The organism is Methanogenium sp. S4BF, assembly GCF_029633965.1.
In the GTDB taxonomy this organism is placed as follows: Archaea; Halobacteriota; Methanomicrobia; order Methanomicrobiales; family Methanomicrobiaceae; genus Methanogenium.
In genome coordinates this window covers 1,809,417-1,822,780 of record NZ_CP091277.1, presented here as the reverse complement: position 1 = coordinate 1,822,780, position 13,364 = coordinate 1,809,417, and the positions used below count along the sequence as shown (strand labels likewise).

At 56.0% G+C, this 13,364-nt stretch carries 15 protein-coding genes; all 15 read right to left on the bottom strand.

The annotated features are described in order from the left end of the window. Positions 1-211 precede the first annotated feature (211 nt). The 15 genes from L1S32_RS08790 to hgcA all read right to left on the bottom strand — a co-directional run bounded on the left by L1S32_RS08790 (position 212) and on the right by hgcA (position 13,328). On the bottom strand, positions 212-955 hold the full coding sequence (locus L1S32_RS08790; RefSeq protein ID WP_278154651.1) for an ABC transporter ATP-binding protein: 744 nt from the start codon (positions 953-955) through the stop codon (positions 212-214). Further along, on the bottom strand, positions 948-1,769 hold the full coding sequence (locus L1S32_RS08785) for an ABC transporter permease (RefSeq protein WP_278154650.1): 822 nt from the start codon (positions 1,767-1,769) through the stop codon (positions 948-950). The genes L1S32_RS08790 and L1S32_RS08785 overlap by 8 nt, the downstream gene beginning before the upstream one ends. After that, positions 1,750-2,580 carry a molybdate ABC transporter substrate-binding protein gene (modA, locus tag L1S32_RS08780; RefSeq protein WP_278154649.1) on the bottom strand — a complete coding sequence of 277 codons (831 nt, stop codon included), beginning with the start codon at positions 2,578-2,580 and terminating at the stop codon, positions 1,750-1,752. The genes L1S32_RS08785 and modA overlap by 20 nt, the downstream gene beginning before the upstream one ends. Before the next feature lie 100 nt (positions 2,581-2,680). Continuing rightward, positions 2,681-3,307, bottom strand: a complete 627-nt coding sequence (locus L1S32_RS08775) for a Fe-only nitrogenase accessory AnfO family protein (protein ID WP_278154648.1) — start codon at positions 3,305-3,307, stop codon at positions 2,681-2,683. 29 nt (positions 3,308-3,336) lie between these two features. Continuing rightward, positions 3,337-3,645 carry a 2Fe-2S ferredoxin gene (locus tag L1S32_RS08770; protein ID WP_278154647.1) on the bottom strand — a complete coding sequence of 103 codons (309 nt, stop codon included), beginning with the start codon at positions 3,643-3,645 and terminating at the stop codon, positions 3,337-3,339. Positions 3,646-3,674: 29 nt separating this feature from the next. Next, positions 3,675-5,096 carry a nitrogenase component 1 gene (locus tag L1S32_RS08765; RefSeq protein ID WP_278154646.1) on the bottom strand — a complete coding sequence of 474 codons (1,422 nt, stop codon included), beginning with the start codon at positions 5,094-5,096 and terminating at the stop codon, positions 3,675-3,677. Beyond that, positions 5,093-6,481, bottom strand: a complete 1,389-nt coding sequence (nifE, locus tag L1S32_RS08760) for a nitrogenase iron-molybdenum cofactor biosynthesis protein NifE (protein WP_278154645.1) — start codon at positions 6,479-6,481, stop codon at positions 5,093-5,095. Before nifE ends, L1S32_RS08765 begins: the two co-directional genes overlap by 4 nt. A gap of 25 nt (positions 6,482-6,506) precedes the next feature. Then, entirely contained in the window at positions 6,507-7,877 is a 1,371-nt protein-coding gene (locus L1S32_RS08755) for a nitrogenase component 1 (protein WP_278154644.1), read from the bottom strand. A 2-nt stretch (positions 7,878-7,879) separates the two neighbouring features. Further along, on the bottom strand, positions 7,880-9,496 hold the full coding sequence (gene nifD / locus L1S32_RS08750; RefSeq protein WP_278154643.1) for a nitrogenase molybdenum-iron protein alpha chain: 1,617 nt from the start codon (positions 9,494-9,496) through the stop codon (positions 7,880-7,882). A 21-nt stretch (positions 9,497-9,517) separates the two neighbouring features. Next, positions 9,518-9,937, bottom strand: coding sequence for a P-II family nitrogen regulator (locus L1S32_RS08745; RefSeq protein ID WP_278154642.1), 420 nt, complete (start codon positions 9,935-9,937; stop codon positions 9,518-9,520). Positions 9,938-9,952: 15 nt separating this feature from the next. Further along, on the bottom strand, positions 9,953-10,279 hold the full coding sequence (locus L1S32_RS08740; RefSeq protein WP_278154641.1) for a P-II family nitrogen regulator: 327 nt from the start codon (positions 10,277-10,279) through the stop codon (positions 9,953-9,955). Positions 10,280-10,314: 35 nt separating this feature from the next. Further along, positions 10,315-11,139: a nitrogenase iron protein gene (gene nifH / locus L1S32_RS08735; protein ID WP_278154640.1), complete on the bottom strand. Its 825-nt coding sequence runs from the start codon at positions 11,137-11,139 to the stop codon at positions 10,315-10,317. Positions 11,140-11,158: 19 nt separating this feature from the next. Continuing rightward, entirely contained in the window at positions 11,159-11,464 is a 306-nt protein-coding gene (locus L1S32_RS08730) for a hypothetical protein (protein ID WP_278154639.1), read from the bottom strand. A 448-nt stretch (positions 11,465-11,912) separates the two neighbouring features. Further along, positions 11,913-12,251 carry a mercury methylation ferredoxin HgcB gene (gene hgcB / locus L1S32_RS08725; RefSeq protein WP_278154638.1) on the bottom strand — a complete coding sequence of 113 codons (339 nt, stop codon included), beginning with the start codon at positions 12,249-12,251 and terminating at the stop codon, positions 11,913-11,915. Then, positions 12,252-13,328 carry a mercury methylation corrinoid protein HgcA gene (hgcA, locus tag L1S32_RS08720; protein ID WP_278154637.1) on the bottom strand — a complete coding sequence of 359 codons (1,077 nt, stop codon included), beginning with the start codon at positions 13,326-13,328 and terminating at the stop codon, positions 12,252-12,254. Positions 13,329-13,364 lie beyond the last annotated feature (36 nt).

Below are 13,364 nucleotides of genomic sequence, written 5' to 3'. Positions count from 1 at the left end.
TATTTTTGTAATACGATCTGGTACGGGGGTTATTTTAACTGTTCGCACACCGGTTGGCATACCATCAGACAGAGTTTTTATCGTATGCTGTAACGGCCAAAAATGGCCGCAATCGCTTCAGATGATGAGGACGTAAAAAAGAGTGGTGCGACAGGCAAAATAGTGTGGAAGGTTTATGGCCGGGTCACCCGGCTGATGCGCACGTCCCTTCTCATCCGGCTGTCTCCCCCTTTCTGCTGTGCACACACCCGCAGAAGAAATGCGATACAAACCCGTTTCCGCCCGCAAGAATCTCATCCGGCGTTCCGTCGGCGACAATTATCCCCTCCTCGATCACCGCAATCCGGTCTCCGAGTTCGAGGGCATCCCTGAGTGCATGGGTGACGATGATCGCCGGAATCCCTGCCTCTTTGATGCAGGCCCGAAGCTCGCGCCGCATCGCTGTCTTCGTCCTGACATCAAGGGCCGCGAGGGGTTCGTCAAGGAGCAGGATGTCGGGTTCGGTGACGAGCGCCCGTGCGAGGGCCACCCGCTGCCGCTGCCCGCCGGAGAGGGCGTTCGGCCGGACGTCTGCAAAGGCGGCAATGTCCATCCGTTCAAGCATGCGGAGGCTCCGTTCCCGTGCCTCCTGCTTCAAAACCCCCCGCGAAAGGAGGCCGAAGGCGACGTTGTCTGCGACGCTCATATGCGGAAAGAGGGCGTAGTTCTGGAGAACATACCCGACCTGCCGCTCCTCGGGGGGAAGAATGACCCGCGTATTTTCGTCAAACAGGCTTTTGCCTGCAAGGGTGATAGTCCCCGTGTCAGGATGGAGCAGCCCTGCCACCAGATTGAGAATCGTCGACTTCCCGGCGCCGTTCTCACCGATGACGACCAGGGTCTCCCTTTGGTTCACCGTGACACGGACATCAAGCACATAGTCCCTGAGCTGTTTTGTTACTGTCAGATTAAGCACTGGCTCCCCTCCTGAGGGTATACCGGACACCGGTGATCACGCCGAACGAGATGATTACAAGAATCACCGCAAGGGCGAGGGATGCATCGAGATCTCCCTGCATCGTCGTATATATCGCAAGTGGCATCGTCTGGGTCCGCCCCTGGATGTTTCCTGCAAACATAATCGTCGCCCCGAACTCTCCCAGTGCACGGGCAAAGGTCATCACAGCACCGGAGATCAGGCCTCCGGCGGCAAGGGGCATCGTTATCCGGGCAAATGTCCGGAGAGGGGATGCGCCGAGCGTTCGTGCCGCATCCTCAAGGCTGGTGTCCACTGCCTCAAAGCCTGCCCGTGCCTGCCGGATATAAAACGGCGAGGAGACGAATACCTGTGCGAGCACTACCGCGAGGGTTGTATAGGCAATCTCGATTCCGCAGAGGCTCAGGTATTTCCCGACAATGCCATAGCGCCCGAATGCCATCAGGAGGGCGAGACCGGCGACTGCCGGCGGCAGAATGACAGGGATGTCAATGAGCGTATCGATGATATCCTTCCCCCGGTAGGCGAATCTCGCATTAATGTAGGAGATGGGCGTCCCGCAGAGCACGACAATCAAAACGCATGCCACGGCCGTCGTAAGGCTCAGGATCAGGGCGTCGGTCACAACCGGGGTTGAGAGCGATGCGATGAAGGCCTCAGGCGATATCCGCAGGAAGAGTGAAATGACCGGGACCGTGATAAAAAGAAGGAATCCCCCGAAAAGAACGGAGATGCCGAGGGCCACAGCGGCCTTTTCAACTCTTCTCAGCGCTTCAGAGCGGTTCAAATCCATACGACCTGAGGATCTCCCCGCCCTGTCCGGAGCGGACGAAGGCGATGAAGTCTGCTGCTGTCTCCGGGTCTGTGGACTCTCTGAGGACCCCGATGGGGTAGTGGGCGATGACATTGTACTCATCCGGAATGGGAATGGTGGTCAGCTGATCCGCGTAGGCCGGGGTGACGACATCCGAGGTGTAGGTGAACCCGGCGTCCGCCTCACCAATGAGGAGTTTTGCGATGATGTTGTTCACGTTCGTCTCTTCAGAGATGATGTTTTCCATAACCGCATCCATGTATTCTTCTCCATACTCCGGGTCGGCAGTCATCTTCTCCAGTACCTGCCGGGCGTAGCCTCCGACGGGGACCTCAGACGTTCCGATGAGCACCTTCTCTCCAGGAGTGGACAGGTCTGCGGGTTCGTGAATGTCTCCCGGGTTTGACGCTGGAAGGGCAATCGTAACACGGTTCTCTAAAAAACGGGTGACCGTGTCATTCTCCATGAACCCTCCTGCCATCAGGGCGTCCATGTGTTTCGTATTCGCTGACGCAAAGACGTCTCCTCTTGCCCCCTGCTCCACCTGGGTCCTGAGTGCCTGGGTGCCGTCGATATTAAGGACGACCGTTGTGCCCGGATGTTCATCTTCATACTGAGCGGCCATATCAGTGAAGGCTCCCTTCAGGGAAGCGGCTGTAAAGACCGTGATGCTCTTTGCAGCATCTGCTGACGGAGTGACGTCTGATGTTGAAGTGCACCCTGCTGCGAGCAGGACGACGCCTATCATCAGGCAGGTGATTAATACCGGGGTAATCTCGCATGTCTTCATAATAACACCATACATGTGGTTAATTCGGTATTGGATGCCTGAGGGTGATTTTTTACCGGCGCTGCTGCTGAAACCCGAATGGGTCGGGTGCGGCCCCCTCTCATCCTGCCGCGGCTCCCGTCAGCCTGACCCTGATCTCATTCGGACGGTTCTTTTCTGCCTGTAGGCCGTATCCCCGTCTCTGCGCCTCCATCTCAATCCAGGGGGGCACATGATCACAGAGAATTTCAAGCACCCGGAATTCTCCGTCGGCAATGAACTGTGCAAGGATCTGTTTGCTGGTGACTCCGGGAAGCTTTCCCTGCACCTCTTTGATAGAGATGAAGAAAGTTCCCGGTGCAGTCTCCTCGGGAGCGGGGATCACGATCGCACACGGCGCTGCTGCCGCAGTCCTCGCGTGTTCCTCTTCTTCCAGAACACTGTCCAGATATTCGGCGGGTTTTCCGGTAATTTCCCATACCGTGCATCCTGCCTTTTCCAGTTCAAAGTAGAGGGCTCCGTGTGCGGATCCGGCTACGAAAGTCCTGCATGCATCCAGAAACTGCACGATCTCCGCCATTTTCCGGCGCATCTCCGGCAGGTTTCTGCACCGGCCAAGAGAGACCGGCATCGTGCGGTCTGTCTCCCATCCGTCTTTGGAGCGGCGATAGACCACAATCTGTCCGGGCTCGTCCAGGACACCGGTCCATCCGTCCGCATCAACAATTGCTGCTATCTCTGCAACCATGGTTCCACCTCATCTCCCTGTTGAGCGTTTCAGATCAGCAGACGTTCTACAACGTTTCCGCCTTCGATATGTTCGTCAAGGATCTCATCCACGTCATCCGGCGAGACCGACCCGTACCATACATTGTCGGGGTATACGACCACGATGGGCCCTTTGTCGCATATCCCGAAGCAGCCCGTGTTGTTGACGAACACCTCTCCGCCGAGTTCACGATCGTCTATCTCTTCAATAAACTTCATCAGTATCTCCACACCGTCATTTGAATGACAGAAGCCCTTTTGCTGGCCGTTCGGCCGTGAGCTTGAACAGACAAAGATGTGGTAGTTTGGTTTCTGCATGTTGTTTTCCTGCCTTTGAGTTCGTTTGATTAGTCTGCGATGCATTCTCTCCCGGGAAGAGCGGCAATCTTTGAAAGGAGCTCCTCTTTTCTGAGTTCACGGTAGGATGCATACTTCTTTTCGAGTATCGTGTTGGTGAAGCGGTCGAGGAATGCGAGAGACCCGGCATATCCTGCCGAGAGAATCCTCTGCCCGCCGACGCGGTCGTGAATCGGAAAGCCTGCCCGCACAATGGGGACGCCATGCCTCTCGGTCAGCTGGCGTCCTCCGGAATGCCCGATGGCGATGGTAGAGCCGGCGTCCAGTGCTGCGGTTTCAATCGTCGCGAAGTCGGCCCCTTCAAGGATGACCGGCTTCTCATCCGCCTCAGCCAGCACTGTTTCCAGCAGGACTCCGATACGGGAGTGCGGTGAACCGGTTGCGATAACCGAAGGGACCGCACCGTTCTCCATGCAGGCACAGGTATAGGCATACACCAGCTCCGGCTCGCCGTAGATAAGCGGCCGTGCCGATGCATTGTACTTGTGCGAATCAGCCATCGCATCGATGAGCCATCCCCGTTCATTCTGCAACCGGTCCGGCATATTCTTCCCGGTGAGGTCTTCGAGTGCCTGCATGAAGAGGTCGGTGTTCTCTATTCCTATCGGAAGCGGGAGACTGACAAGGGGCACTCCAAACCGTTCGCTGAGATAATGTCCGGGGGAGATGCTGTCCTCGCAGGTCTGACCGAACTGAATGGTGACCGGAGCCCCGCCCATCTCCGCGATCTCCGCTGTTTTCGTTCCTCCTTCCGGAACCTTCCGGTATCTTCCGGCAAAGGGACGGTCCAGCGTCATCGAGTAGTCAGGGAGCATGGTGTATGCAAGACCCCACTGATCGAGAATCTGCTGTATCGCCCTGATATCAGCCGTGCTGATGTGCGGGATGATGACATTGGCCCTGGCATGCGGCTGCACTCCCGTCTTCGCATAATGAGCGATGATGCTGCGGGTTGCGGTCCAGAACCCCTCCGTATGCGTCTTGTCATAGCTCGGCGTCGATACGGGAATAATCTCGGTATCAACATTTCCCGTATCCGCCCGCCATGAGGTGATGATCCGGTTCAGGTCCTCGCCCATTGTCTCTGTCAGGCAGGTGGTAAGCACGCCGATGACCTTCGGCTCATAGACCCGTATGACATTGTCCAGGGCCTGCTTGAGGTTCTTCTCGCCGCCGTAGATGGTCTGCTTCTCGTTTAACGAGGAGGAGGCGACGTCCACCGGTTCGTGGTAGTGCTCGACATTGGTCAGACGCATATACGTGCTGCATCCCTGTGAGCCGTGAACCAGGACCATGGCGTTTTCGATGCCCTTGAATGCGACAACGCCGCCCAAAGGCATGCACATGTGGCACTGGTTCTCATTGACCAGCTTCGCTGACTCTGTGTGTGTGGGGTGACTGGAATGTGTCATCGGTCCGTCTCTCCGTATTCATTTCTCACATACTTCCATACCGGCGAGCATGTTGTCGCGTACACTTCCTTTGTGAACCTGATGGCCCCTTCAAATCCGATCAGGCCGTCTTTCCGGTCATGGTTGTGGTCGATGAAGCCGACTCCCAGCTTGTATGCCAGAAACCGCTCCTTCACCCCGCCTGCCATGACGTCGACCTTCTGTTCAATCAGAAACTTCTCGATCTCGGCGGGATTTGCATCATCGATGATGACCGTGCCCTCGTTGAGGAGGCTGCCCATCCGTTCGTATTCGTTCTTTTTGCCGGTCTGGGTGCCGGTCAGAACGATCTCGATGCCAAGCTCGGTCAGCTGCCGGATAATCGCGAATGCCTTGAAGGCTCCTCCCACGTATATCGCGGCACGCTTTCCCTCCAGCTTCTGTCTGTACTTCTCATTGACCTTTCTGACCGCCGTCATCTCCCTTTCAATAAGGGCCTCGGTTCTGGCGGAGATGTCGGGATCGTCATAGAACGCTGCAATCTTTCGCAGGCTTTCTGCGGTGTTCTCCGCACCGAAGAAGTTGACATCGATGGAGGGTATCCCGTATTCCTGCTGCATCACGTTTGCAAGCCAGTGCATCGAACCGGTGCACTGCACCAGGTTCAGGCATGAGCCGGGGGCCTTCTTCAGGGCTTCGACGGTCGAATCACCGGTGAAGGCCACATTTATCCCGATGCCTATCTCACGCAGGTAGCGCTCGACGACCCACTTCTCCCCGCCGAGATTGTACTCGCCCAGGAAGTTGAGTTTTCTCGTCTTTTCGATGACCTCCCCTTCCTTCGGGGTGATGAGCCTGAGGAGGGCCTCTCCTGCAGCCCGGTATCCCACGATCTTGTTGCCGGAAATAAACCCGCTGGACTCGACCGGGATGACATCAATGCCATATGCGAGGGAGGCCTGGTTGCAGACGGCAACGATGTCGTCACCGATCATCCCCGCGACACAGGTGGAGTAGACAAATATCGCAGGGGGATGGTACGTTTCAACCAGTTCGGCGATACATGCGGCCAGCTTCTTCTCTCCGCCGAATATGACGTCTTTTTCCTTCATATCGGTGGAGAAGCTCTTTCTGTACATCTCCGAACCGCTGGAAAGGCTGCCCCGTATATCATTGGTATATGCGGCGCATCCGATCGGCCCGTGCACCAGGTGGACGGCATCCGTTACCGGATTTAAGACCACCCGTGCACCGCAGAAAACACATGCCCGCTGGCTGACGGAGCCTGCCAGACTGTCTTCCGTGCAGCTGATGCTGGTGTTGGTTTTACCGGTCGTGATGATTGAATTCCGGCGTTCAGTTATCAGGGCATCTGTGTCCCGGGTCAGTGAACATGTGTTCTCCATTTTTTCTCCTCCGTTTTAACCAGTCTTACAGCACGAGTTCGTAGTCTTCGTCAGCGCAGTCACGGTCACGGCGTTCCAGCAGGGTGTTGCTGATCATCTCAATCAAACGCAGACATCCGCGGTATCCCGTAACAGGCATCAGCGGATGGACCGCCCGGTCCATGATGGGGAATCCTATCCGTACGAGCGGGATGTCCTCGGCACGGGCAATGTACTTCCCGTGCGTGTTGCCCATCAGGAGGTCGACGGACTCTTCCTTTATCCACTCGTGGAGGTCGAAGAGGTCTCCTTCCGCCCTGACTTTTGATCCTTCGATGCCGGCCTCTGCGAGCATGCCGTTGATGGTTGTCTCGAACTGCTTTCCGTTTGTTCCGGTAAGGACATACTTCGGGATCATGCCGAGGGTGATGAGGAACTCGGTCATTGCGATTACGATGTCAGGGTCCCCGAAGATGGCGACCGTCTTTCCCTGGTAGTGGAAGTGGGTGTCGATCATCGTATCGATGACCTGTCCGCGCTCAATATCGAGCGACTCGGGCACATCGACACCGAAGCCGTCCTTTACCGCCATAATCAGGGCATCGGTCGCCTTCACTCCTATCGGGAGCTTGAGGGGAACGCCCGGCACGCCGCACTTGTCCTGGAGGATGGCCGCAGCCTCCGCCGAGGACCATGCGCCCAGTGCAAGCGTCATCTTTGAGTTGCCCGAATCTATGATGTCCGCAATCGCTGCACCGCCCCTGGGGTACATCTCGTACCTGTTGAGCAGCGGTGAGTCCATCACGTCCGTTGTGTCCGGATACATGACTGAGGGGACTCCCATCTCGGTTACAATCCGCCTGACCTCTCTCATGTCGGCCGGGTTGACGAAACCGGGGAATATATTCACCCGCTCCTTTTTCGGGGTGCCGTCGGACTCCGCAAGATAGGATACAATCCCCTTGCACATGTTCGAAAATCCGGTGACGTGCGAACCGTGGTAACTCGGGGTGTTTGCATGTATGACATACTTCCCCTCGGGGATCTCCGACTGCCTGATGATCGTCGGCACATCGTCTCCGATTGTCTCACTGAGGCAGGTGGTATGCACGGCAATGATGTCCGGGTTGTAGATTGCAAAGACATTTTTGATGGATGTCTTGAGGTTGGCCGCTCCGCCGAACACGGACGCTCCTTCGGTAAAGGAGCTTGAGGATGCCATTGCCGGGTCACGGAAGTGGCGGGTCAGCGCCATCCGGTGATAGGCACAGCACCCCTGAGAGCCGTGGCTGTGCGGTAGACAGCCGTGAATGCCGAGGGCAGCATACATCGCTCCCAGGGGCTGGCATGTCTTTGCCGGGTTTATTTTTCCTGTGGTGTGTGTTTCAACAGGGCCTTCTGGTGTGCAGTCCAGCATCTTTACTCACTTCCTTGTGTTTCGCTCTTCTCCCAGGGCGGGGTGATCATCTTCCATGCAGGGACGGAGAGTGCGTTTGCCACATCCTGTGCAAAGATAATCGCACCCCTGAACCCTGCGTACGGACCGCTGTAGTCGTATGAATGCAGCTGCTTTGAGGGGACGCCCATCTTGTGTGAGATATACTTGTCCCGTACTCCTGAGAATATCAGGTCGGGATGGAATATCCCGATGAGCTCCTCGGTTTCGTAGTGGTTGGGGTCATCGATCATGATACTGCCGTCGGGCATATCGGGGTACATCCCTGCGTAGGATGCCAGACGGCCGGATTCGACCAGTTCATTGTACTTCTCCCTTGACATGTTCAGGTGGAGATTTGGCTCCTCGTACATCTCCGGGTCAGGTTCAATGTTCAGCTCCGGGATGTTCTTTGAATCCGCATCACTCCTGATGGTCGGAATCACGTCACGCCCTTCATAGTCGTCGCGGTGGGCAAACTCGTAGCCTGCAACAATGACCTCCATCCCGAGGTCCTTCAGCAGGTACTGGTAGTGGTGGCTGCGGGACCCTCCGACGAATGCAAAGGCAGTCTTTCCTTCACAGATGCTGCGGTAGCGCTCCAGCTCCGGAGTGATTGCAGCCAGTTCGCGTTCGATAACGACTTCTGTCTGTGCAATCAGATCCTCGTTGCCAAAGCACTGGGCCATGTCCCTGAGGGTCGCGATCGTCGCTTCAACGCCGATGAAGTTCACCTTCAGCCAGGGGGTGCCGTATTTTGTCTCCATCATCTCGGCGATGTAGTTGATCGAACGGTGGCACTGGACCAGGTTCAGATGGGCCGTATGCAGGTTTTTGATGTTGACATAGGCGGAATCGCCGGTCAGTATCGAGTTGACGGTGTATCCGATATCCTCAAGGATACGTTCAATCTCCCATCCGTCCCCGCCGATGTTGTACTCACCAAGAATGTTGATGATGTAGTCTCCGGTTGGGCCGTCTGTGCCGGTTCCGATGATCCGCTCCATGATCTGGTTGTTTGCGATATGGTGGCCCGCCGACTGGCTGACTCCCTTATATCCCTCACAGTTGTAATGGATGACCTGGATTCCGTGCTTCTCCTCGGCCGCCTTTGAAACGGCGCCAAGGTCGTCACCGATAAGCCCAATCGGGCATGTGGAGCAGATGTTGATGGCTCTCGGGTGAAATATCTCAACGACCTCGTCGATCATCTTCGCAAGCTTCTTCTCGCCGCCGAAGACGATGTCGCTCTCCTGCATATCGGTCGAGAAGCACATCGCCGAATAGATCTGCTCCGGTGGTGTCCTGTCATCGGCCCGTGCCTTGTTTCTCCGTGTTCCCCAGCTGTAGTAGCCGCATCCTATCGGGCCGTGGGTGATCGTGATCATATCCTTAATCGGTCCTACCACAACACCCTTGCACCCTGCATAGCAGCAGCCGCGCTGCGAGATAATACCGGGAACGGTTCGTGTATTTGCCTCTATCTGGGGGCAAGAGCCGGCCTGTGCAGTCTTTGTGACGATATGCTTTTTCCGGTTCTTTATCACCTTGTCCGGGTATGGTGCCATGATATCGTCGACATTCAGATCGGTAGCTGTCATTTTTTGTATACTCCTTTTCGCCTACCAGATGGCAGCATCTCCCGATTCACCCGTGCGGACACGGACTGCGTCGGCTACGGGGGTTACGAATATTTTTCCGTCGCCTGCACCGCGTTCGGTGCGATTGACCCTGATAATCGCATCCACGATCCTGGGTACGTCCTCGTCATGGGCAAGGATCGTGAACAGTCTCCGGGGAAACATCCGTGTGTCGTCAAGGAATGTGACGATCTGCTCCTCGGATTCCTGCTCATCGATGACATCATTGGGTGCCATCTGCATCAGCTTCTCCTTGCATGGCATGATGACGGCGTTGTCGTGTACCAGTTTTCCCCTGCCGGAGACCTTTACTGCGGTAAACCCGGCGACGCCTGCCTCTATGAGGGCACGCTTTGTCGCACCGGTCTTCTTCATCCGCACGATGGCCAGAATTTCCTTCATTTCAGCACCTCATGCTCAAAGACCCTTTGAACCCTTTGAGATCGTGTAGGCCTCTTCTACGGGGCTGATGAATATTTTCCCGTCACCAAAGTTGCCGTTGGTGCCTGTCTTTCCGGTTTTGAGGATGATATCGATGATTTTGTCCTTGTCCTTGTTTTCGATTGCGACAAGAATGAGGGTCTTGGGGATCTCGTCGTAGTAGACGTCTCCCATTCTGATACCCTTCTGTTTTCCACGGCCGACCACATCGACAACGGTTGCTGCATGGAATCCTCCGGCAGAGAGGTGTTCGAGTACCTCATCCTTCTTTTCAGGCCTGACTATCGCTCTTACAAATAACATCTTTCTCACGTCCTGTATGTGTATCTTCAGGGCAGTCAGAGCCCCAGGAAGCCGTGCTCCATCATCAGTTCCTCCAGGCGGTCCTGTGTCATCGGCTTCGGGATGACAAACATCCTGTTCTGATCGATTGCCTGTGCAAGATTACGGTATTCGCTTGCCTGGCCGGATTCCGGATCGAAATCCACAACTGTCTTCTTATTGATCTCGGCCCGCTGCACGAGGTTGTCACGCGGGACGAAGTAGATCAGCTGTGAGCCCAGCTCTTCGGCGAACGCCTGCAGGAGGGCGTGTTCATTGTCCACCTTCCGGCTGTTGCAGATGATGCCGCCGAGACGGACCTTGCCGTTCTGGGCATACTTCTGGATACCCTTCGAAATGTTGTTTGCCGCATAGAGTGCCATCAGTTCGCCTGATGCCACGATATAGATCTCTTCTGCCTTTCCTTCACGGATTGGCATCGCGAAACCACCGCAGACAACGTCACCCAGCACGTCGTAGAAGACGTAATCGAGTTCTTCAGTGTATGCTCCGAGTGATTCCAGCAGATTGATGGAGGTGATGATGCCTCGTCCTGCACACCCGACACCGGGCTCCGGTCCTCCGGACTCAACGCAGAGTGTTTCCCTGTATCCGGGCTTGAGGATCTCGTCAAGTTCGATGTCGTCCCCCTCGTCGCGGAGTGTGTCCAGAACAGTCTTCTGGCATAATCCGTGGAGCAGAAGTCGTGTGGAGTCTGCCTTGGGATCACATCCCACTACCATGATCTTCTTGCCTGCCTCGGCCAGTGCCGCAACGGTGTTCTGTGTCGTCGTTGACTTGCCGATGCCGCCCTTTCCGTAAATTGCTATCTGTCGTGCCATTTTATCTTCCTCTGATGTCTCAGTTTGCTGCAGGGATGCCCTGGTATCGGGCATCTCCTGTGGATGCTGTTTTCTGTGCTTCGAATCCTGGGTGTCGCCTGGCGGTTTCCGATGTTGTCTGCCAGGTCTGATACGTCTCAAACACCCTGTGGGTGCACGTTTTTCGGATGGTATTGTTCTCTTTGCTGTGTGCCGTTTCCATGGCACTGTCTTCGCACCATGCCGGCGGAGTCCATCTGCATGCTGCTGAGATGGCCGCGGTTACGTTTCGGGTCGTTGTCGGCTTCCCCGTGCGTTCTGTGCAGTTGATTGCAGTCTGTCGCATTGTTTCTCCCTACTCTGTTGCAATAGAGAGTCTGAATTTGTCTATAAAAAGATGATGGAAGGTTGCTTCCACCACTATATATTAAATATTGGGAGGTATTGTGATCTCTGTGGTCTCTTTTAACATGTGAAGATTATCCGGTATTATTGATTATTTTGAAAAAATAGCTGGAAATTCTGCATATTTCCGGCAGGGGCATATTTGGGCGCAAAAATGGTGATTGCCGGTCTTCAGGTGTCTGCATATTCTTATTGTGCTAAGAATTGCCGGCGTTTGGTATGACTGCTGCCCGCCATTGGAGGGGATTGGCCCGGTGCGGTTTCTCCCCCCGCACGCAGGTGAATACCTCCTGTGCTGTGCGGGCAGGGCCCCCTCCCGTCGGAGATAATTGTCCCTATATGCCGGCATCATAGGGGAATCATTCGCCCCCTGCATTCCGGGGTGGATATTACTTCTTATCGCAGCAGGACGGCTCCTTTGTATCAGAACCGCAGCACGAACCTGCCGCTCCCCCGCACCCGCATGTGCCGCTGTCCATGTCCTTTCCCCTCAGTGCGGCGGAGATCATCGCCCATGCACACCCGACACCACTCTCCACACTGATTGCCTGAACCGGGCAGTTCAGGGCACAGGCTCCGCACTCCATGCAGGAAGAAGGGGCGGCAGGCACGGCTGCGGTACCGCCGGGGGTAAACACACCATGGGGGCAGACTGCACTGCACATCCCGCAGTTGATGCACCGCTCCTGATTATACCGGAGGGTGTTTTCGGTATATGAGTCGAACATTCAGATCACTCCGAAAAGCCGGCTTATGCCGAGAATGATGCCAAGAATGATGCCTGCACCGGCCATGCAGGCCATCACCGGTACGTACCGGAAGATCTCTTTTTTCACTCCCGAGCGTGAGGCAAATGTGGTGCAGCCGGTGAAGTTGAGGGCCAGATATGCGGTCACTGCCGGAATGATGAGGAGGGCGGCACCTGCCGCCGCTGCATTCGCCCAGAAGGGAAGCGGGGGGACAGTTGCAAAAAATGCCGCGAACGGAACGGCGACAACACCCCCGAGAATGAGCCCTTTTGTGCTGAAGTCATGGGTGGGGATGAACGGGAGCAATGCCGGGAACAATACGGTCCCCGCAACTACAGCAGCAACTGCGGCAAGGGATGCAGCACTGCCTGCCAGAAAATACAGGATGACTGCTGCAGCCAGCGCCGGGAGGGCGACATGAACAAACTCCACCGGGGTTAGTACGAGACGGTCCCGCAATGGAAACTGCACTTTCCGCATGGCCGGTGTCGCCGTACCGTTTCTCAGGTATTCGGGGAGATCAGCGGCCCTCACCGGCCCGTATACCACTTTGAAGTGCGTCCGTCGCATGACCTCCGGCCACGAGACACCGGGGGCCCCCAGCTGGGGCAGGATAATTTTCCGGTGCCGGACAATCCCCGGAAGTCCGGTGGATTCGATGCGGCGCACCAGTTCATCGGTACCGAATGTGCCTTTCCCTGCCGCACACCAGACGTTGATTCCGTTGGTGTCCAGCACGAGGATGTAGCAGTCAACACCGGCCACTGCAGAGCGCAGTGCGTCAAAACTGAGGGTGTAGTTGGCCGAGGCAAAGACCGGGGAATCGGCATCCGGTGCACCAAGGCAGTACAGTCCCGGTTCGACACGGTGCCCCATCCGGTTCACACCCAGCCGTGCACGGACGTGATCGAGCCGGTTTTGCAAAGTGACGCTACTGGTGGCTGTGCCGATTGCCGCTTTTGTGCCTGCGGGAATACTGCAGCAGCAATCTGATGCATTGCCCCTGTCTGTGCATGAGCAGCATGAGGATTTTTCTTGATTCTGTGGGTTGGTCATGTATGTCCTATGGAATATACCGCTTTTTTCCTGTGG

Excerpts from the sequence above, each read along its gene's own strand:
- L1S32_RS08785 (WP_278154650.1), bottom strand. The coding sequence starts at position 1,769 with ATGGATTTGAACCGCTCTGAAGCGCTGAGAAGAGTTGAAAAGGCCGCT.
- modA (WP_278154649.1), bottom strand. The coding sequence starts at position 2,580 with ATGAAGACATGCGAGATTACCCCGGTATTAATCACCTGCCTGATGATA.
- L1S32_RS08775 (WP_278154648.1), bottom strand. The coding sequence starts at position 3,307 with ATGGTTGCAGAGATAGCAGCAATTGTTGATGCGGACGGATGGACCGGT.
- L1S32_RS08770 (WP_278154647.1), bottom strand. The coding sequence starts at position 3,645 with ATGCAGAAACCAAACTACCACATCTTTGTCTGTTCAAGCTCACGGCCG.
- L1S32_RS08765 (WP_278154646.1), bottom strand. The coding sequence starts at position 5,096 with ATGACACATTCCAGTCACCCCACACACACAGAGTCAGCGAAGCTGGTC.
- nifE (WP_278154645.1), bottom strand. The coding sequence starts at position 6,481 with ATGGAGAACACATGTTCACTGACCCGGGACACAGATGCCCTGATAACT.
- L1S32_RS08755 (WP_278154644.1), bottom strand. The coding sequence starts at position 7,877 with ATGCTGGACTGCACACCAGAAGGCCCTGTTGAAACACACACCACAGGA.
- nifD (WP_278154643.1), bottom strand. The coding sequence starts at position 9,496 with ATGACAGCTACCGATCTGAATGTCGACGATATCATGGCACCATACCCG.
- L1S32_RS08745 (WP_278154642.1), bottom strand. The coding sequence starts at position 9,937 with ATGAAGGAAATTCTGGCCATCGTGCGGATGAAGAAGACCGGTGCGACA.
- L1S32_RS08740 (WP_278154641.1), bottom strand. The coding sequence starts at position 10,279 with ATGTTATTTGTAAGAGCGATAGTCAGGCCTGAAAAGAAGGATGAGGTA.
- nifH (WP_278154640.1), bottom strand. The coding sequence starts at position 11,139 with ATGGCACGACAGATAGCAATTTACGGAAAGGGCGGCATCGGCAAGTCA.
- L1S32_RS08730 (WP_278154639.1), bottom strand. The coding sequence starts at position 11,464 with ATGCGACAGACTGCAATCAACTGCACAGAACGCACGGGGAAGCCGACA.
- hgcB (WP_278154638.1), bottom strand. The coding sequence starts at position 12,251 with ATGTTCGACTCATATACCGAAAACACCCTCCGGTATAATCAGGAGCGG.
- hgcA (WP_278154637.1), bottom strand. The coding sequence starts at position 13,328 with ATGACCAACCCACAGAATCAAGAAAAATCCTCATGCTGCTCATGCACA.